At 60.0% G+C, this 18185-nt stretch carries 17 protein-coding genes; 8 read left to right on the forward strand and 9 right to left on the reverse strand.

What is annotated here, in order from left to right:
• Window positions 1-134 precede the first annotated feature (134 nt).
• The 3 genes from FHX05_RS07075 (at window position 135) to FHX05_RS07085 (ending at window position 1686) form a co-directional block, all read left to right on the forward strand.
• Window positions 135-929 (forward strand): N-formylglutamate amidohydrolase, encoded by a 795-nt coding sequence (locus FHX05_RS07075; protein ID WP_183871077.1) that lies wholly within the window; start codon window positions 135-137, stop codon window positions 927-929.
• Between the two features lie 27 nt (window positions 930-956).
• Window positions 957-1262 (forward strand): DUF1244 domain-containing protein, encoded by a 306-nt coding sequence (locus FHX05_RS07080; protein WP_183871078.1) that lies wholly within the window; start codon window positions 957-959, stop codon window positions 1260-1262.
• A gap of 172 nt (window positions 1263-1434) precedes the next feature.
• Window positions 1435-1686 (forward strand): DUF2312 domain-containing protein, encoded by a 252-nt coding sequence (locus tag FHX05_RS07085; RefSeq protein WP_015341059.1) that lies wholly within the window; start codon window positions 1435-1437, stop codon window positions 1684-1686.
• A 68-nt stretch (window positions 1687-1754) separates the two neighbouring features.
• Here FHX05_RS07085 and FHX05_RS07090 read toward each other — a convergent pair whose 3' ends face one another.
• From FHX05_RS07090 to FHX05_RS07105, 4 genes are all read right to left on the reverse strand, one after another.
• Window positions 1755-2807, reverse strand: a complete 1053-nt coding sequence (locus FHX05_RS07090; RefSeq protein WP_183871079.1) for a nitronate monooxygenase — start codon at window positions 2805-2807, stop codon at window positions 1755-1757.
• Window positions 2808-2904: 97 nt separating this feature from the next.
• Entirely contained in the window at window positions 2905-3831 is a 927-nt protein-coding gene (locus tag FHX05_RS07095) for an NAD(P)-dependent oxidoreductase (protein ID WP_183871080.1), read from the reverse strand.
• A 201-nt stretch (window positions 3832-4032) separates the two neighbouring features.
• On the reverse strand, window positions 4033-5130 hold the full coding sequence (locus tag FHX05_RS07100) for a branched-chain amino acid aminotransferase (protein WP_183871081.1): 1098 nt from the start codon (window positions 5128-5130) through the stop codon (window positions 4033-4035).
• 191 nt (window positions 5131-5321) lie between these two features.
• Window positions 5322-6584, reverse strand: coding sequence for an NAD(P)/FAD-dependent oxidoreductase (locus FHX05_RS07105; RefSeq protein ID WP_183871082.1), 1263 nt, complete (start codon window positions 6582-6584; stop codon window positions 5322-5324).
• A 347-nt stretch (window positions 6585-6931) separates the two neighbouring features.
• Here FHX05_RS07105 and FHX05_RS07110 point away from each other — a divergent pair, with 347 nt between their 5' ends.
• Entirely contained in the window at window positions 6932-7126 is a 195-nt protein-coding gene (locus FHX05_RS07110) for a hypothetical protein (RefSeq protein ID WP_112335110.1), read from the forward strand.
• A gap of 124 nt (window positions 7127-7250) precedes the next feature.
• Here the strand turns inward: FHX05_RS07110 and FHX05_RS07115 are convergent, their stop codons facing one another.
• The 5 genes from FHX05_RS07115 to FHX05_RS07135 form a co-directional block, all read right to left on the reverse strand.
• A complete protein-coding gene (locus tag FHX05_RS07115; protein WP_112609565.1) occupies window positions 7251-7952 on the reverse strand; it encodes a polysaccharide deacetylase family protein in 702 nt (233 codons plus the stop codon).
• An 11-nt stretch (window positions 7953-7963) separates the two neighbouring features.
• Window positions 7964-8806, reverse strand: a complete 843-nt coding sequence (locus FHX05_RS07120; RefSeq protein ID WP_112609567.1) for a glycosyltransferase family 25 protein — start codon at window positions 8804-8806, stop codon at window positions 7964-7966.
• A gap of 124 nt (window positions 8807-8930) precedes the next feature.
• Window positions 8931-9548 (reverse strand): hypothetical protein, encoded by a 618-nt coding sequence (locus tag FHX05_RS07125; RefSeq protein ID WP_112609569.1) that lies wholly within the window; start codon window positions 9546-9548, stop codon window positions 8931-8933.
• A 279-nt stretch (window positions 9549-9827) separates the two neighbouring features.
• Window positions 9828-11780, reverse strand: a complete 1953-nt coding sequence (locus tag FHX05_RS07130; RefSeq protein ID WP_183871083.1) for a DUF882 domain-containing protein — start codon at window positions 11778-11780, stop codon at window positions 9828-9830.
• Window positions 11781-11955: 175 nt separating this feature from the next.
• Entirely contained in the window at window positions 11956-13536 is a 1581-nt protein-coding gene (locus FHX05_RS07135) for a sigma-54 dependent transcriptional regulator (protein ID WP_112609573.1), read from the reverse strand.
• A 220-nt stretch (window positions 13537-13756) separates the two neighbouring features.
• On the opposite strand from FHX05_RS07135, the gene FHX05_RS07140 reads away from it, so the two are divergent.
• From FHX05_RS07140 to FHX05_RS07155, 4 genes are all read left to right on the forward strand, one after another.
• On the forward strand, window positions 13757-15601 hold the full coding sequence (locus FHX05_RS07140) for a M3 family oligoendopeptidase (RefSeq protein WP_183871084.1): 1845 nt from the start codon (window positions 13757-13759) through the stop codon (window positions 15599-15601).
• 276 nt (window positions 15602-15877) lie between these two features.
• The gene (locus tag FHX05_RS07145) at window positions 15878-17038 is read left to right on the forward strand and encodes an aminodeoxychorismate synthase component I (RefSeq protein ID WP_183871085.1); all 1161 of its coding nucleotides are present in this window, start codon (window positions 15878-15880) and stop codon (window positions 17036-17038) included.
• On the forward strand, window positions 17023-17664 hold the full coding sequence (locus FHX05_RS07150) for an aminotransferase class IV family protein (protein ID WP_183871086.1): 642 nt from the start codon (window positions 17023-17025) through the stop codon (window positions 17662-17664). The genes FHX05_RS07145 and FHX05_RS07150 overlap by 16 nt, the downstream gene beginning before the upstream one ends.
• Window positions 17665-17668: 4 nt before the next feature.
• Window positions 17669-17953, forward strand: a complete 285-nt coding sequence (locus tag FHX05_RS07155) for a YciI family protein (protein ID WP_183871087.1) — start codon at window positions 17669-17671, stop codon at window positions 17951-17953.
• Window positions 17954-18185 lie beyond the last annotated feature (232 nt).

Below are 18185 nucleotides of genomic sequence, written 5' to 3' on the forward strand. Positions count from 1 at the left end.
GATTATATTTTCTTCACGGGATGGTGGCGGCACCATCCACCGCCCCTCATCCGACCGAAGCTGCAAACCTTGCACCTTCCATCCGCACATGCAATCAAACAAAGAGTTGAAAATTTCAATAATCGACAATCCGCATGACTGATTTCAGACCGTTTGAATTTATACCCGGCAATCGTGACAAAGGCATGGTCATTCTCGGCGACCACGCCATGCGGCGCCTGCCCGAGCGTTATGGCAGCCTCGGCCTGCCGGAGACCGCCTTCTCCCGCCACATCGCCTACGACATCGGCATCGAAGGCCTCTGCCGTCATCTCTGCGCGCGGCTGGACGTGCCGGGCGTGCTTGGCGGCTTTTCCCGTCTGCTGATCGATCCGAACCGCGGCGAAGACGACCCGACGCTCATCATGAAAATATCGGATGGCGCGATCATCCCGGGCAATCATCCAATCACGGATGAAGAATGGAACTACCGTATAGAAGCCTTCCATCGGCCCTATCATGAAGCGGTCGACGAAACGATCTCCGCCGTGGCCGCGGCAACGGGCAAGGCACCCCTGGTTTTCTCGATGCACTCCTTCACGCCGGCTTGGAAAGGTGTGCCGCGTCCCTGGCATGCAAGCGTACTCTGGGACAGCGACGATCGTGCCGTCGTGCCGCTCCTTGCAAAGCTCGGCGCCGATACCGATCTCGTTATCGGAGACAATGAACCGTATGACGGTGCGCTGCGCAACGACACCATGTTCCGCCATTGCATGATGAAAGGCATTGGGCATGCGCTGCTGGAAGTCCGGCAGGATCTGATCGGCGACGAGGCCGGTATTATCGAATGGGCCGATCGCCTGGCACCGATCTTTGCGGAGATCAATGCCGATCCGTCGCTCCATGAATATAGGCGATACCCTTCGCGCACCGGCCCCTATGAGGCGTGAACCGGCAAGCGAATTGAGGAGAAAGAGATGACCACGCTCACCAAGGAACAAGAGACCGAGCTTGAGGCCGCTGCCTTCCGCCGCCTCGTTGCGCATTTGCGCGAACGCAGCGACGTTCAGAACATCGACCTGATGAATCTTGCCGGCTTCTGCCGCAACTGCCTCTCGAACTGGTATCGCGAAGCGGCCGAAGAGGCGGGGCTGCCCGTCAGCAAGGATAAGTCCCGGGAAGTGATCTATGGCATGCCCTACGAGGATTGGAAGAACCTGCACCAGAAAGAAGCCTCGCCTGTGCAAAAAGCCGCTTTCGAGCAAAACAAGCCGAAAGATTAACGCTCCCTTCACCAATTCGGCTTGACCTTGCGCGCCATTCGCGGCACGTCAACTGCCCGATCGAATTCGAAATCCCGCGCAAGCCCTGAAGCGATGTGCCCCTATCGGTGACCGACCGATCTCATCTGCGACGGGCTGCAAGCGACCCTTTGAGACCCTTTAGGAGAAGTGCATGGAAGAGAACAGCGTCGAGAACGTGGCTGCGGCGGAACTGCGTCAATTCATCGAGCGCATCGAGCGCCTCGAAGAAGAAAAGGCCGCGATTGGGTCCGACATCAAGGATGTCATGGGTGAAGCCAAGGGCCGCGGCTACGACACCAAGGCGATCCGCACCATCATTCGCCTTCGCAAGAAGGACGCGAACGAACGCCTGGAAGAAGAATCCATCCTGCAGACCTACATGGCCGCACTCGGCATGGAATAATCGGGGCTCCCCTCAGCCTTGTGAGATGATCAGGAGCCGGCAAGCCGGCTCCTTTCTTTTTGAGCGCATCACTCTGCGAAAAGACGGCCGATCAATTCGGCGGCACTCCCCTGCCACAGCTCGCCCTTGCCGGTTCCCGACCAGAGAGACAGGAAATCCGGCGATCCCTTCGCCGTCGACGCAGCGCGGATGTCCCGCGTAAACTTGTTTTGCGCCGGAAAGGGAAGAATGGCATCAGGCTTTCCATCCATCTCATCCATGAAGCGGTTCTCGATCCCTCGCGCAAAGCGGCCCGAAAAGGCGCGCGTCGTTCGCGTCCGGCGCTCCGGCGTTTCCAGCAGCTTCCTGCGATAGGGTGCCGAGGTTCCGGCTTCCACGCAGGTGAGGAAGGCCGTGCCCATCTGCACGGCCCGCGCTCCCGCCTTCAGCGCCGCCCGGATATCGCTGGGGGTCATGATGCCGCCGGCTGCGATCAACGGCAAACGAATGGTGCCGACGCATTGCACCAGAAGATCGCGCATCCCGATTTCCGGGTCTGCTGCCTTGGCATCGAAAATGCCGCGATGACCGCCCGCTTCGAAACCCTGCAGCACGACCGCATCGACGCCGCTCTCTTCCAACGCCCTCGCCTCGTCGAGTGTCGTCGCCGTGCCGATCAGCGGAATACCAGCCTTCTTCGCTTCCCGTACATAGCTGGCCGGCAACAAGCCGAAGACGAAACTGAAACAAGCCGGCTTGATACGCAAAACCGCTTCAAACTGCGCATCGAAATCCTCTTCATAGGGAGGCACAAGCTGCGGTGAAGGCAGCTCCAACTCCCGGCGATATCGTGCGGTCGCCGCAGCCGCGCGCTCGACCCGATCAGTGGCAACTTCCGGGATTGAGTGCGGAATGAAGAGATTGATCGAAAACGGCCTGTCGGTCCGTTGACGCACCTGAGCTGCAAAGGCTTCGATCGCCGCGGCGTTTAGATAGGCGCCGCCCATGGCGCCGAGCGAGCCTGCGGCAGAAGCCGCCGCCACCAGCTCCACCGACGAAGGACCGCCCGCCATCGGCGCGACGATCAATGGATGCTTCAAACCAAGTTGTTGAAAAAGATTGCTGTCCATAGGGGCAGACATGTCCGGCGTCCTTTCAGAAATGTCTGTTCAGGTCTCCATGCAACATAGGTGCCGCAAGACGGCTTCCCAAGCGTGAGCTTGACGAAATTTAGGTCCATCAGCCCCGCCTGAGCGCTTCGGTGCGAGCCTCGATGGCCGCAACCACCGACACCATGTCGAGCCGGCCGTTGCCGAGTTCGACGCTCTCGCCATAAAGAGTACGGCAGACATCAAGGACCGGCGATGCCATGCCGACGGCACGAGCCGCCTCGGCAATCAGTTTCGTGCTGTTGAACGCATCGGCTGTCGCCGCTTGCACTGAAAAATCCCGCGCAACAAGCTTCGGAATTTTTACGCGCGTCAGATCGCTGGCCATCGGGCCGGAATCGATCGCAGCCTGAAAAGTTTCGAGATCGAGGCCGTTCCGCTCGGCGAAATGCGAGGCTTCGGCGAGACCCGCCAGCATCGTGCAAAGGTAGAGGTTGACGGTCAGCTTCATCAGCAGCGCATTGCCGACCGGACCGCACAGGATCGTTTCGCGGCACATAGGCGCAAGCAGCGGCCGCACCTCAGCAACCGTGTCCGCATCGCCGCCGAGCAGCGCGACCAGCTGCGCTGTCTCGGCAGGCTTCCGCGAGCCCGAAACCGGGGCTTCGACATAGCGCCCACCGGCTGCGAGAATATCGGCGGCTAGCCCGCGCGAATAGTCGGGCGGATTGGAGCCCATCGACACGACGATATGGCCGGCTACCAGCTTGGCGAAGTCCGGTGTCCCGCGCCGCAGCACCTCGTCCAGCACAGTTTCGTTGACCAGCATCAGGATGACGATGCGCGTGCGTTCGAACACCTCTTCTACACTTACGGCGACCGTCGCACCTGCCTCGCGCAACGGATCGGCCGCTGCCGGCGATCTGTTCCAAACGACAAGCCTCGCGCCTGCCTTTGCGAGATTGAGGGCCATCGGCTGGCCCATGACGCCGAGACCGACAAAGCCGATCTCCTCGCCCGGCTCGACGCCGGGACGCTCGCTGACGTTGGTTATCATAACAACTCCGATGTTTCGGGTGGCTATGCGAACTTTAGAGCAATTCCAGGAAAAGTGCGCAGCGGTTTTCCGTCCGGAATTGCGTGAAACAAAGAGATCGAGCGGTTCAGATATTTCACGAAAAGCTGAACCGCTCTTGAGTCAGAAGCCGGCGGGAGAGCTCACATGCCTTTTCCCGCCGAATATCGGTTCATTCTTCGCTTAGAACAGGCGGTCCAGCCACTCGTTCTTGTCGGGCGCGCGGCCGAACTGAATGTCGGTCAGCGCCGCCTTCAGACGCTGCGTCGTAGTGCCGGCATTGCCGTCGCCGATGGCGAAGCCGTGCTTGCGGCCCTTCACCTTGCCAATCGGAGTCACGACAGCCGCCGTGCCGCAGGCGAAGGATTCGCGCAGGCGCCCGCTCTCGGCATCCGCCTGCCACTGCTCGATCGAATAGGGCTCCTCGCGCACTGTCAGGCCCATGTCGCGCCCAAGCTTGATCAGCGAATCGCGGGTAATGCCCGGCAAGATCGTGCCGGTGAGCGGCGGCGTCTGCAGCGATCCGTCATCGAAGACGAAGAACACGTTCATGCCGCCAAGCTCCTCGATCCAGCGCTTTTCGACGGCATCGAGAAAGACGACCTGATCGCAGCCTTCGCGCTGGCCCTCAGCCAATGCGGCAAGACTTGCGGCGTAGTTGCCGCCACACTTGGCCGCACCCGTGCCGCCCGGCGCGGCGCGGGTGAAATTCTCGGAGACCCAGAGCGTGACGGCCGATCCGCCGCCCTTGAAAAAGGAGGCGACGGGGGAGGCAATAACGCAATAGATATATTCTGCCGACGGCTTTGTGCCGAGAGCGACTTCGGTGCCGATCAGGAACGGCCGGAGATAGAGCGATGCCCCCTCCGCGGTCGGGATCCATTCGCGCTCGATCTTGACCAGCTCGCGTACGGACTCGACAAAAAGCTCTTCCGGCAAGCGCGGCATCGCCAGCCGTTCGGCCGAATTCTGGAAACGGCGCGCATTGGCGCTCGGGCGGAAAAGGGCGGCCCCGCCATCCGGCAGGTGATAGGCCTTCATGCCTTCGAAGATTTCCTGGGCGTAATGAAGCACCACGGTTGCCGGATCGAGAGCAAGCGCCTTGCGCGGCTCGATCTTGGCGCTGTGCCAACCACGATCCTGCGAGTAGCGGATCGTTACCATGTGATCGGTGAAGATGCGGCCGAAGCCCGGGTTCTGCAACAGCGCTTCCCGCTCGCTCGCCGTCGCGGGATTGGGGTTTTTCTGGATGTCGAAGGTTAATGTTTCGCCGGTGCTCATGGCTCCTCCAATGCTTCTTTTGCTGCGGCTTTCGCCGCCCATCTCCCGAAGGATGGTGTAAATCAAATCGGGTGGTATTTGATTGCGTTTACGCCTGTTCTCACGCAAGTTTAAGAGCGATTTGCATAAAATTACGAGGCGAATCGCTATTTCTCGCCTGGAAGCTGGCTATCGATCTCATGAGGCTTCCATTAGAGCGTTTTCGCAACGGCTTCGGCGGCGGCAACGCCGGTTTCATAAGCGCCGTGCGCGGTAGAATAACGCGTCTTCGAGCAGGCTTCTCCGGCGAAGAACAAACGCTCGTTGTGAGGAGCGGCAAGGACGCTGCGTAGATCGGAAGCACCCGGCGTCGCATAGGAATAAGAACCACCGAAGAAAGGCTCTCCCGCCCAGGCCGATGCGGCCAGCGGCGACAGCGTCTTGCCGACATCGGCACCGAAGACACGCTTCAACTGTTCCACCGAAAAACCAAACATCGCATCGACGCCCTGTCGCTCCAGATCGAGCGCGAGGTCGGCAGCGAAATAGGCCTCGATGACCGGCGCACCGAATGGCTTCAGCTGATAGGCACCCGTCCGGCGGCTATGCTGCGATCCCGTCACATGCGTATCCTTCGGAAACATCGCCGGCTCGGCAACACGAATGAAAAGCTTGTTTGCCAGGCCGAGCGGCAGGCGGGACGCCGCCTCGATCTTTTCCGGCAAAGGCGGCCAGAAGGCGATGCGTTCGGCCGCAAGCACATTGGTTGAAACTGTGACGATGACGGCCTTCGCCCGCAGCTCACCCTTGCCTGTCGAAAGCACGATATGGCCGGCGCCGCTGTGGTCGATGCGGCGGACCTCGGCGCCGACAACGGTCGGCACCGGCAGACCGTAGGTGGCGATCAAGGTGCCGTAGCCCTGTCGCACGCGCCAGTCAGGACCGGGGCCGGGATCGTAGCGGCCAAGATCGATCACCGAAGACTTGTCGAGCTCTCCCCCGGTCATGAAGGCGGCGACGGCGTAAATCCTTTCATTCCACGGATCATCAGGCGACAACATGATCGAGAGATCGGCGTCTGCATCGCCCTCATACTCATAGACCCGCCCGAAGAAGTCGTTGACGGCGGCGGCCGCGGCTTTTGCATCGGGATCGTTCCGTTCCAAGCGATGGCCGCCATCGCTCCAGGGCGCAGGCGTGCGATCGACGGTCAGGCCTACTTCCTCGGCAATATCAGTCCAGGCATTGGTGCGCGCGCCATGCAGCCAGCCGCAGCCAAGATCGAGCGCGGCGGCGTCGGTGCCGAACGGATGGATCGAGCGGGCGCGGCCGCCGACGCGATCGGAGGCTTCGAGCAAGACGATCGAGAGATCCGGCCGAAGCAATTGCAGCTGCCGGGCTGCAGCTACGCCGGCTGCGCCGGCGCCGATCACGGCAACGTCGACCTCGCCGCCTCTCCAGGATTCGATGGGCATTCCAATTCCCCTTCGCGCAAGCACCGGAGCGTGACCGAGCCTCGCGACTTGGTGATGTCAGGCTCGCCTATCCGCCGGCACGAGCCCTGTCGATCATCTGTAGCCGACCTCGGCGCGGCCTGTAAACGGTCACAATGGTGGGCATACCAAATTGCCGCATTGAGCCCAAATGACGAATGTCGTACGTGCTTCATCAAGGCAGATAATGAGGAAGATCGTGCGGAAACCGACCTTCACAACAACACTTTCGACCGCGACGCGTAATATTGGAGGCGCTTGTGCCAACACAGCTCAATAAGACGGCAGCCGGACGTCGGGCTTCTTTCAAGTCGCGTCAGGAAACACCGATGTTCACGAAGGAGTGGTCCATCCCCGCGATCCTCACCGTCTTCCTGCTCGGCATCTGCGGTCTGATCGCCTATTTCACCTGGACCCTCCTGCCGCCAGCGGCGACAGCACAGAACCATGTCGGTGGAGCTGCCATACTCAGCGACAGCAGTGCTCATCCGACGGCCTATTCCGCGCCCCAAAAACAGAAGTAGCAGGCGCAGCGGCCGATAAGGCAGAAATGAAGACTAAGATGCGTGGGCGCCGTACTTTCTGCCGCCGGCCATAAGACCGACGGCAGTTACAGCTTTACAGTAGCACCCTGATTACAGGTACTCGTTATCCGAGGGCACATTTCTTGACGAAATGCAGCCAGCTGTCGTTGCGCCGGATAGTGGCGCGCGGCAAGCCGAAGGGATCGTCGCTTGATCGCGCCCGACCGCGGCGTGTCGTCGTTGCGGCGCTGTAACCGGCTTCATAGGCAAGCACGCGGTCGAGCGGCGTTTCGTCGCCATAGGGAAAACAGAAGGACGAAATCCCCTCATCCAGTAAATCTTCGAGCAGCTCGCGCGACTGCGTGATCTGACGGCGTGCCTCTTCCATGGGCAATTGCGGCAGGCGAACATGATCGAGCGTATGCGATCCCACCTCATGCCCCAGACTGTGCCAGCGCTTCAGCTGCTCGACAGACATGCAAGGCGCCTGCGCCACGCCAAGGGGAGCATCCCAGACATTGCTGCCGCCGATCTGGTTTGCCACGACGAAATTCGTGGCGGTGAAGCCGAACTCCTCCAGCACGGGCAAGGCATTCTCATAAACATTGGCATAGCTGTCATCGAAGGTGATGGCGGCGACTTTGCCGGTCTTCTCGCCGCGGATGTAAGGCATTGCCTCGCGCAGCGATACACCCTGAATTCCAAGCCTTTTCAGCCATTCCATCTGACGATGGAAAGCCTCTGGGTGGACGACCATGCTTCTAAACGGCGCCTTGCGCGACGGCGGCACCGCAATCTGATGATATGCGAGGATCGGAACGGCCACGATGGATGATCTCAGATGATGCGGCGCGAGCGAAGCGCGATCTTTGCACGATAGAGTGGCCGCAACACCTCTCTGGAGAGCGTTTCCGTCAATGTCTTGCGGCTTTTGATCGTGCTGCCGCCGAGCTCGGGAGAGATTTCACGCACACCACCGGGCAAGACCGAAAGCGGCGACACGCGGGTAAACCAGCTCATCTGCACGGTGGTATCGACGGGCCTGTCGAAGACGGCGGTCGCCTCCAGCAGGCGGATGGCAGCATCGCGACTGACAAGCTGTGCCACCATGCCAAGCCCAATCCGCGTCGGCTGAATGACATTGGTCGCTCCCTGGGACAGAACACATTTGCCATGCTCCTTGCCCATGCGAAACGGGAAGCGAATAAACGAACCTGGCTTCAGGCAGGCCTTGGCGGCGGCAAAAGCGGCATGGAACGCATCGTCGATCTCGACGTCGTCTTCGAAGACAAGGCCGGCATCGATGCCCTGCTCGACGATGGCGGCCCAAGCCTTACGGTGCGACAGAAAGCAGGCGATCTCGCCCGTGCTCATGGCAAACGGATAATACGGCTTTTGCAGCCGGGGACGATAAACGCTGTCGATCTCGGCGAAACTCAGAGCGCGGCCATCGACTGCCTCGATGACCTCACTCTGCACCGGAAGCTTTGCAACAAGCCTTTCAACCTGGGGCATGCGATCGCGAGCGCGAGCGAGATGGATGATGAAGCCACGAATGACAGGTTGGCCGGGCGTGTCCAGAACGGTACCGACCGAATTGGACGCAGGAGCGAACTCGAATCCCGTGTGAGATCTTTCGAGCGGCATCGCCGAAGACGGGTTGAATTCGTGGGCTTGCATGAATGAATACCTCGAGGTCATATTTCGCGAGGCTCTAGCAACCCTGAATGAAAGCGAGCTTAGGCAAACCTGAGGCCAAACTGAAAATGGTTGTTTTCAACTGGTCTGAACAACTGAAGGAAGGCTAAACGAGCATGCTGATGCGGCCGCTCGCCATTTTGTCTTCAACCCAGCGGCGCTCGTCCAGCCAGGCATGGCGTTTCCACCCTTCCCAGCTGAAACCGCACAGCTTCACCTCCCACTCGTCGGCAGGCAATCGTGACAGCACATATCGGATGCCGAAGAAGCCGGTGCTCGGAAAGAGCTGGTGCATGCGGCATTGGCTCACGCCGAGTTCCTCGCAGCCCTCGATGTAAAATTGCGGCGGCATGATGCGGATTTCCTTGCCGGCCGCGCCGACCAATTCGATCGTCCGCATCGTCCAATCGCTTCTCCTGCCTTTGAGGCGCGAGAGAAGATTGGGCTTGGGGTGATATTTGCGGATGATATCGGGATGATAGGCCAGCACGACCTCTTTGGCCGCCGTGAAAGTCGGGCTTGTCAGAAAGGCCGGGTCCGTCAATCGCCGCTGCATCGGCTTGCTGGAAGCTGCAAGCATGAGAATATCCGTGCGTGAGCCGCTCATCCCGATCGAGGCTTTCGGCTCGTTGAAGCGCATTGCGAATTCAGCATTGTCCACGACCTCGGAAAGGTCGCGATGCAGCTTGCCATTGCCGATGATGATTGCCGTCTTTCGGGTCAAATATGAGTATCCATCAGGTCTGAAATCGTCGACCTAACGAAGCCAAATGAAGCCAAACTGAAGACGGATGAGGGGAAGGATGCATAAAAGCTGACACGAACCTGAAAGCCGTCGCGATGTCACCCGCAAGCAACAGCAGCGCCCGAGGACCACGCGTCAGCTCAGATTTGTGTGGGGCTTGAGAGTGCAAGAAACCGATTGTGAACGCAAAGAGGTGACATCTTGCCGAATCAAAAAGGAGCCCAAACGGGCTCCCGAAACAATGACGGTTTGTCTGGTCTATTCGACCGAATTAAATTTCTTAACCTGAAGGAAATTCACTGCACTTCCGCTGAAGCGTTCGGGATCGATCGACGCGGTCTGTACCTTGAAGCCATCCGTGTAAACGGCAGTCGGCTGGGCACGAAGCGTCGGGCTCACGAAGCGCGGAGCCTTGACCGGGCGGTTCACGATCTCAACCCGAGCCTTTGCGATCGCCCATTGCGAGATCATTTTATCCGTCAGCGTCGGCGCAGTTGTCACAGTTGCACGGCCCGAATCGGCCACGACGGCATCCTGCTTGTTCGGCCGGCCGCCCTTGGTCGCAATGCCAGCGGCAATTGGGCGCTCCTGCGGCGTTGTCGGCTCGAACCCGTCGTTGAAGCGACGGCTGCTGGCCTTAACCTCATTGCGAACCGGCGCGAGTGCGGCCACCTGCATCGGCATTTGCTGGGTCGGTCTCTGCTGCGGCAGGACGGAGGCAATTGCCTGCGCTGCATCATTACCGGCAGCCAGACCATTGTCTGCCGCGGGCAGCTGATCCTTAGACGCGACGTTGTTCGACGGCTGGGTCATCGCAACCGCATTGTTGGCATCCGATCGATCCGGACGGCTCTGCTCCAGAGCGGCAATGACCGAAGGCGAAAGTGCGCCTGCATCGGCTTGGTCGTCGGCAGCCTCCTGATCCGCATCGGCTGATGCCAGCAGGCTTTCGGCCAATTCCGGACGCTGCGCCGGCACCGGAACGGCAGCCAACTGGCCTTTCATGCCAGCCTCGGCCGATGCCACTTCGGCATCGCCGGGTGAGCGGCGGTCAAGCAAGGACGGCACCGGCACATGATAGGAGCGAAGATCGGCATATTGCGGCTGATCTCCCGTATCCGGCATGGCGGCGGCAAGCGCATCCTGAGCAGCGTTGCGAGACGGCGAAACGAGAGCGGAAGCAACATCGCTGCCGGCGGGCTGACTACCGAATGCCGGGCGAACCTGCGGAACGGGCGCGTTTACGCTGGCGACCTGAACCTGGGCAGGAGCCAGAGCAGCGCCATCGTCACCATCATCGCTGGCGGCTGGAGCGGGCTGGCCTTTGCGAACAGCCGAAGCGACAGCCACCGGTGCTGCCGCCGTGCCGGTATCCGCATTATCCTCTTCCTCATCCGCACCACCGCCCCCGAACAGACGGGCAAAGAAGCCGCGGCGCGACGAAGAGGAGCTGGCGATCTGGATATCGTCGGACGACATGCGGCGCTTGTAATCGGCGACTGCCTGCTGGTAACCCGGCAGCGGCCGGCCATCGGCCGGAATATGCATCGTCTTGCCATCCGGGAAGAGGCGGACGAGATCCTGGCGATCCATGCGCGGCCATGCACGCACGCCGCCGACGTCCATATGGACGAAAGGCGAACCCGAAGTCGGATAATAGCCGACACCGCCCACCTGTAGCTTCATGCCGATTTCGCGCAGCTTGGAAAGCTTGACGTCCGGAAGATAGAAGTCCATCGCGTTGCCAAGCATGTGCTGGCTCTTCTTGGCAACGCCGGTGTGGGCCGAACGCGTGCGCAGCATCTCGTTGGTGCCAGGCGAACGGAACCCGCAAATCACATAGATGAATTCGTGCGAACCGCTTTCGCGGTAGGCCTCCCAGATCAGATCGAACAGGCGCGGGTTCATCTTGGTCGGCTGATTCTTGCGCCAATCGCGCAGGATGCGGTTCAGCTTTTCCAGGCCGTCCGGATCGAACTTGCCGTTGCGTTTGTAGGTAATGACGGCCTTTTCGCCGGTGTGGACATAATAGATCTTCAGGCTGCGGGTTTCACCACCAGCCTGCGAGGGAGTACCGACGAAAACAGGAGTAGAAACGGCCAAAGCAAGGAGGCCAACGGCTGCTACCTTGGCCACCTTGCTAAATAGGTTAGAGCACGCAGAATGCCAGCTCAAGCTATTAGGCTTGGTATTTGCACTCAAATTCGGCAATTCGATCCCCGTCCGACAGACAATGTCGCATCGTGTTCCAAATGGCTGTCAATTGCGGTGACACGATGGCAAAAATGCCACACATGGTCGCCCCCTTCATACATGGTGAACGATGCACTAACAAGTGCTTTACGACGGGTAACAAAATATGCTTGCCTAAACGTTAAGCTTTTTCTCATGCCGCGCTTTTTTGCGGATCATCCGGGTCGATGCCATAGTCTTTCAACTTACGGTAGAGAGTTGAGCGCCCGATACCGAGCTTCCTCGCCACCTGACTCATCTGCCCGCGATAGAATTTAAGGGCGAATCGGATCAATTCTTCCTCTACATCCGCCAGTTTTCTTACGTCGCCCAAGGTGTTCGTGCTGACGATGACGTTGTCGGAAGCACCGGCCGAGGCATCGGCGGAAGCAAGCGGAGGAGTTGCAGGCGATGCCTGCGCAACCCCGTAAGGGATCCGCTCGCTTCTTTCAGCCGCCAGAAGTCCAGCCGACGAGGCATGCGAATTATCCACAACCAAAGTCGGATGCTCGACGGCGAAATAACCCGGCAGCTGCGCGGCGATCTGCGGAAAATCCGTATCGAGCAATTCCGGTCCTTCGGACAGAACGACTGCGCGGAAGATCGCGTTTTCGAGCTGGCGGATATTGCCCGGCCAGTCATAGGCCGTCAGCAAGGCTAGAGCATCATTGCTGATACCAAGCGGGCGATCGAGCTTCTGCTCCAGCGCAAACCGGTCGGCGAAAGCGCGCGCCAGATGCGGGATGTCCTCCTTGCGGCGGCGCAGGGCCGGCATCGTAATCGGGAAGACATTGAGGCGATAGTAGAGATCCTCGCGGAATCGCCCTGCCTTGACCTCTTCGATCAGATCCTTGTTGGTGGCCGAGATCAGCCGGACATTGACCTTCTGCGCGACACGTGCGCCGACGGTCTCGATTTCGCCCTGCTGCACGGCGCGCAAAAGCTTGACCTGGACTTCCAGCGGCAGATCGCCGATTTCGTCGAGGAACAGCGTGCCACCATCGGCTTCCATGAATTTGCCGACATGGCGTTCGGTCGCACCCGTGAATGCGCCCTTCTCGTGTCCGAAAAGGATGCTTTCGACGAGATTGTGCGGGATCGCACCGCAATTGACGATCACGAACGGCTTGCCGGCACGATCGCTGGCGGCCTGAATGGCGCGAGCCACCAGTTCCTTGCCGACGCCCGATTCGCCTTCCAGCACCACCGGAATGCTCGATTGCGCCGCCCGATGGGCGAGATCGATCACGCGCATCATCGCCGGACTTGCCGAGACGATGTCGTCGAAGGAGATGCTGCTCGAGCGCGACTTGCGCCCGGCGCGGGCCTTCGCCTCGCGCTGGTCGAGCTTCAGGGCGTTGGCGATCGACGCAGCGATACGCTCCGGCGACACAGGCTTGACAACGAAATCGAAGGCGCCGGCGCGCATGGCCTGCACCACGGTATCGATGCCGCCCTGCCCGGTCTGCACGATGACGGGCAGGTCGATGCCCATATCGTTCAGAGCGCCCAGGAACTCGATGCCGTTCATTTCCGGCATCATGAGATCGAGCACGATCACATTAATCTGATCGTGGCCACGCTTCAGGAACTCCAGGCCGAGACGGCCATTTTCTGCCAAATGGGCAACGTGTCCGTGCCGCTCGATGGCATTCTTCAGCAGACGGCGTTGAATCGGATCATCCTCAACAACGAGAATCTGCGCGCCTCCCTTGGCGCTATTGTAAACGGTCATTGGTGCCTCACTTCATGCGAAACCTGACGCGGACATTCGCAGAAAGGCTTGAACATGAAGTTTTGCCAAACCATCGCATTTTAATCATTATGACGAATATAAAATCGCTTATGAATCAACGGCCGGCGCTGGAAAATCAGGCCTTGCGGTGGCCTTTCCAGCCCACTAGACACGAATGGATCGGACGATCCGAAAGATAAAAGCAGAGGAAATTTCGCCCATGAGCCCGACCTCGCTCCGCCACTCTCTTAACTTCTCCGCAAGCTCGGCCGCCGGCGAGGCGCTTGGCGAGCTGCCCGCCTGGAAGCTCAGCGATCTCTATCCGTCCGCGACCTCGCCGGAATTTCTTGGAGACATCGAAAAGGCCCGCAAGCTGGCCATTGCCTTCGAGGAAAAGTGGAAAGGCAAGCTGACCGAAGCCGCCGCCAAATCGGGGGATGCCGGCATCGGCGCCGCCATCAAGGAGTATGAGGCGCTTGACGATATCATGGGCCGCCTCGGCTCCTATGCCGGGCTCACCTATTTCACGAACACCATCGATCCGGCCAACGGCAAGCTCTATGGCGACGTCCAGGCAAAGCTGACGGACTACGCCGCGCACCTGCTGTTCTTTCCGCTGGAATTGAACCGCATCGACGACGCAGTCATGGATGCCTGCATGGCGAACGACGCCACCGCCGGTCACTACCGCCCGTGGATCGTCGATCTGCGCAAGGACAAGCCGCATCAGCTCGACGACAAGCTCGAACAGTTGTTCCTGGAAAAGTCGATGACGAGCGCTGCCGCCTTCAACCGACTGTTCGACGAGACGATGGCAGAACTGCGCTTCGAGATCGACGGCGAGAAGCAGCCGCTGGAAGTGGCCTTGAACATGCTGCAGGAGCAGGACCCCGAAGTGCGTCGCAAGGCGGCCATGGCGCTTGCCGAAACCTTCAAGGCGAACCTGCGCACCTTCACGCTGATCACCAATACCCTCGCCAAGGATAAGGAAATTTCCGACCGTTGGCGCGGTTTCGAGGATATTGCCGATAGCAGGCATCTCGCCAACCGCGTCGAGCGCGAGGTCGTCGATGCCTTGGCAGCCGCCGTGCGCGACGCCTATCCGCGCCTGTCGCATCGTTATTACAAGATGAAAGCCAAATGGCTCGGCATGGAGCAGATGAATTTCTGGGATCGTAACGCGCCGCTGCCGGAAACACCAAATGCACTGATCCCCTGGACCGATGCGAAGGACACGGTTCTTTCGGCCTACGGCAATTTCGCGCCTGAAATGGCTGCGATCGCCAAGCGCTTTTTCGATGAGGAATGGATCGACGCGCCGGTACGTCCCGGCAAAGCGCCCGGTGCGTTCGCGCATCCGACCGTCCCGTCAGCCCATCCCTATGTCCTCGTCAATTACATGGGCAAGCCGCGCGATGTCATGACGCTGGCGCATGAGCTCGGCCACGGCGTGCATCAGGTGCTGGCCGGCGGCCAGGGGGCGCTGATGTGCCAGACGCCGCTGACATTGGCGGAAACCGCATCCGTCTTCGGCGAGATGCTGACCTTCCGCGCGCTCCTCGACAAGACTACCGACAAGCGCGAACGCAAGGCCATGCTCGCCCAGAAGGTCGAGGACATGATCAATACGGTCGTGCGCCAGATCGCCTTCTACGAATTCGAGCGCAAGGTGCATACCGCCCGCAAGAATGGCGAACTGACATCGGACAATATCGGCGAGCTGTGGCTCTCCGTGCAGGAAGAGAGCCTAGGCCCGGCGATCAAGATCTCCGAGGGCTATGAGACCTATTGGGCCTATATCCCCCATTTCATCCACTCGCCCTTCTACGTCTATGCCTATGCCTTTGGCGATTGCCTGGTAAACTCGCTCTATGCGGTCTACCAGAACGCCGAAAAGGGCTTCCAGGACAAGTATTTCGAGCTCCTGAAGGCCGGCGGCACCAAGCACCACTCTGAGCTTCTGAAGCCTTTTGGCCTCGACGCGACCGATCCGTCGTTCTGGAGCAAGGGCCTGTCGATGATCGAAGGGCTGATCGATGAGTTGGAAGCGTTAGATAAGAACTGAAATCCCGTCTGCTCGTAGGAGCAGGTCAGGCATGTCTGCCATTGCCGCAACCTCGCGCATGGCCCCTCACCCCAACCCTCGCCCCGCCTATGCGGGGAGAGGGAGCCGCGGCTCAGCCTTCGCATCATTTGGGCACGAATGGCGCGGCAATGTCGGATCGGTCCCCTCTCCCCGCCTGCGGGGAGAGGGTTGGGGTGAGGGGCCATACGCCTGGTTGCGGTAGGCACAACTAAAGCCTGACAATCGATATAACGAGAACCTGATCGAAATCCGCGCATGGTCGATGCCATACCCTACGTCCTCTTCAGGGACGACAGCACAGGACAGATGATGATCTTCGCCGAACCGGCCGAGATCATTATCGCCCATACGCGCGCGCAATTTTTCGATGCCCTCAATCGGATGGAGGAGGCCAAGCGGCAAGGACAATGGCTTGCCGGCTATATCGCCTATGAGGCCGGCCATCTCTTCGAGGAAAAACTCGCCCCTTTCGCCGAGGAGAATAGGGAAACGCCCCTGCTCTGCTTCGGCGTTTTCGACGGCCCTGCTGCGGGCGACCACCCGCTCTGCCAACCAGCCAAGCGCATGGAAAACCAGGAATTACTGACAGAGCCGAAAGCGGCCTGGAATTTCGAGACCTATCAGGAGCGCTTCGACAGGCTGCATCTGCATTTGCGCCTTGGCGACTGCTATCAAGCAAACCTTACCATGCCGATCCATGCGCGATGGAACGGTGATCCCCGCGCCGCCTTCTGGTCGCTGATCGAACGGCAGCCGGTGAAATACGGCGCGCTCGTCGATCTCGGCGGTCCGATCATCCTGTCGCGCTCGCCGGAGCTTTTCTTCCGCACGGACGAGAACGGCTGGATCGAGACGCATCCGATGAAAGGCACGGCCAAGCGCGGTGCGAATGCCGCCGAGGACGAGCGCATCGTCGCCGCCATGCTTGCCGACGAAAAGACGCAGGCCGAAAACCGTATGATCGTCGACCTCCTGCGCAACGATATCTCGCGCATCACCGAGGTCGGCACACTCGACGTGCCAAAGCTCTTCGAGATCGAGACCTATCCGACGCTCCATCAGATGGTCAGCCATGTCCAGGCGAAGCTGCGTCCGGGCATATCGATCCGCGACATTCTCGCAGCGCTTTTTCCCTGCGGCTCGATCACCGGTGCACCCAAAATGCGGGCGATGGAAATCCTTCATGAACTGGAAGACGGCCCGCGTGACGCCTATTGCGGCGCGATCGGCATGATCTCGCCCACGGGCGCCATGCGTTTTTCGGTGGCGATCCGCACGATCACGCTTTTCGAAGACGGCCGCGCGGTGTTCAATGTCGGTGGGGGCATCGTCTTCGATTCGACGGCGGAAGCGGAATATGAGGAATGCCTCCTCAAGGCGCGCTTTGCCGTGGGGGATAGATGGATCGAGCGGTAGAGAATTTTTCCCTCATCGAGACGCTGCGCTACGAGCCGGGTAACGGCTTCGTCCGCCTGCGCCTGCATCTTGCCCGGCTGCAGCGTTCCGCCCGCCGTTTAGGCTTTGCAGCCCCGAAGAACGTGCTTGGAAAACTGGAAGAGGCGGTTGCCGGCGCTGCCGCACCCTTGCGAGTGCGGCTGACGCTGGACCACGAAGGGCAAACGGAAGTGACGACGGCGCCGTTTGTCCCGCTTTTGCCTGACACAGTCTGGCGCTTGCGCATCGCTGCGACCCGGCTCGATTCCTCCGACAAGCTGCTGCGTTTTAAAACCACCCGACGTGGCATCTATGAAGCAGCCCGCGCGGAATGCCGGCCAGACGAGGCAGATGAAGTCCTGCTCCTGAATGAGAAGGACGAGGTGTGCGAGGGAACGATCACCTCGATCTTCCTTGAGGACAGCGCGGACCTGCTCAGAACCCCGCCCATATCAGCCGGTCTGCTTGCCGGTGTCCTGCGCACCGAGCTCATCTGCCAGCGCAAGGCTCGCGTCGGCCGCATCCGGCTCGATGAGCTGAAAGACCGTCCCCTTTATGTCGGAAACTCCCTGCGCGGCCTGATCCGCGCACAACTCCTATGGAATTGATTGCATGTTCATTCTCTCGCTCACCTACCTCAAGGGCAATGACGAAGCCGACAAGCACATGCAGCCGCATATGGCCTGGGTGCAGGAGGGCTATGCTAGGGGCTGGTTCCTCGCTTCCGGCCGCAAGGTACCGCGCACAGGCGGCGTCATCTTCGCACGTGGCGAGCGGGCGGAACTTGAAGCCTATGTCGCGGCCGACCCCTTCACGATCCACGGTGTCGCCATTTACGAAGTCCAGGAAATCGCCCTCACCACCGTCGTCGACGGGCTGGAAGGCCTGAAGGCCTAGGCGACGGAAGGCGCTTGCCTGCCGCCCATTCCGTTTATGTCAGCGAAAACCAACCTTGAGGGCAACAAACTCGTCGCATATGGCGTGTATGTTGCCCTCCACTTGACTTTGCCCGGCTAACCCTCAACAGCTCTTTATTGTGACATCAAATTATGATTAGAGCCGCTCACCTCGCGTTTTCGCGCAAACTCTGCCAGCGCTTTCGCGCAAACTCTAATTGAATTTCGTGAAC

This window comes from Rhizobium sp. BK491 (genome assembly GCF_014194925.1).
Lineage (GTDB): Bacteria > Pseudomonadota > Alphaproteobacteria > Rhizobiales > Rhizobiaceae > Rhizobium.

Coding starts and splice junctions, on each gene's coding strand:
- FHX05_RS07075 (WP_183871077.1), top strand. CDS start 135: ATGACTGATTTCAGACCGTTTGAATTTATACCCGGCAATCGTGACAAA.
- FHX05_RS07080 (WP_183871078.1), top strand. CDS start 957: ATGACCACGCTCACCAAGGAACAAGAGACCGAGCTTGAGGCCGCTGCC.
- FHX05_RS07085 (WP_015341059.1), top strand. CDS start 1,435: ATGGAAGAGAACAGCGTCGAGAACGTGGCTGCGGCGGAACTGCGTCAA.
- FHX05_RS07090 (WP_183871079.1), bottom strand. CDS start 2,807: ATGTCTGCCCCTATGGACAGCAATCTTTTTCAACAACTTGGTTTGAAG.
- FHX05_RS07095 (WP_183871080.1), bottom strand. CDS start 3,831: ATGATAACCAACGTCAGCGAGCGTCCCGGCGTCGAGCCGGGCGAGGAG.
- FHX05_RS07100 (WP_183871081.1), bottom strand. CDS start 5,130: ATGAGCACCGGCGAAACATTAACCTTCGACATCCAGAAAAACCCCAAT.
- FHX05_RS07105 (WP_183871082.1), bottom strand. CDS start 6,584: ATGCCCATCGAATCCTGGAGAGGCGGCGAGGTCGACGTTGCCGTGATC.
- FHX05_RS07110 (WP_112335110.1), top strand. CDS start 6,932: ATGTTCACGAAGGAGTGGTCCATCCCCGCGATCCTCACCGTCTTCCTG.
- FHX05_RS07120 (WP_112609567.1), bottom strand. CDS start 8,806: ATGCAAGCCCACGAATTCAACCCGTCTTCGGCGATGCCGCTCGAAAGA.
- FHX05_RS07135 (WP_112609573.1), bottom strand. CDS start 13,536: ATGACCGTTTACAATAGCGCCAAGGGAGGCGCGCAGATTCTCGTTGTT.
- FHX05_RS07140 (WP_183871084.1), top strand. CDS start 13,757: ATGAGCCCGACCTCGCTCCGCCACTCTCTTAACTTCTCCGCAAGCTCG.
- FHX05_RS07145 (WP_183871085.1), top strand. CDS start 15,878: ATGGTCGATGCCATACCCTACGTCCTCTTCAGGGACGACAGCACAGGA.
- FHX05_RS07150 (WP_183871086.1), top strand. CDS start 17,023: ATGGATCGAGCGGTAGAGAATTTTTCCCTCATCGAGACGCTGCGCTAC.
- FHX05_RS07155 (WP_183871087.1), top strand. CDS start 17,669: ATGTTCATTCTCTCGCTCACCTACCTCAAGGGCAATGACGAAGCCGAC.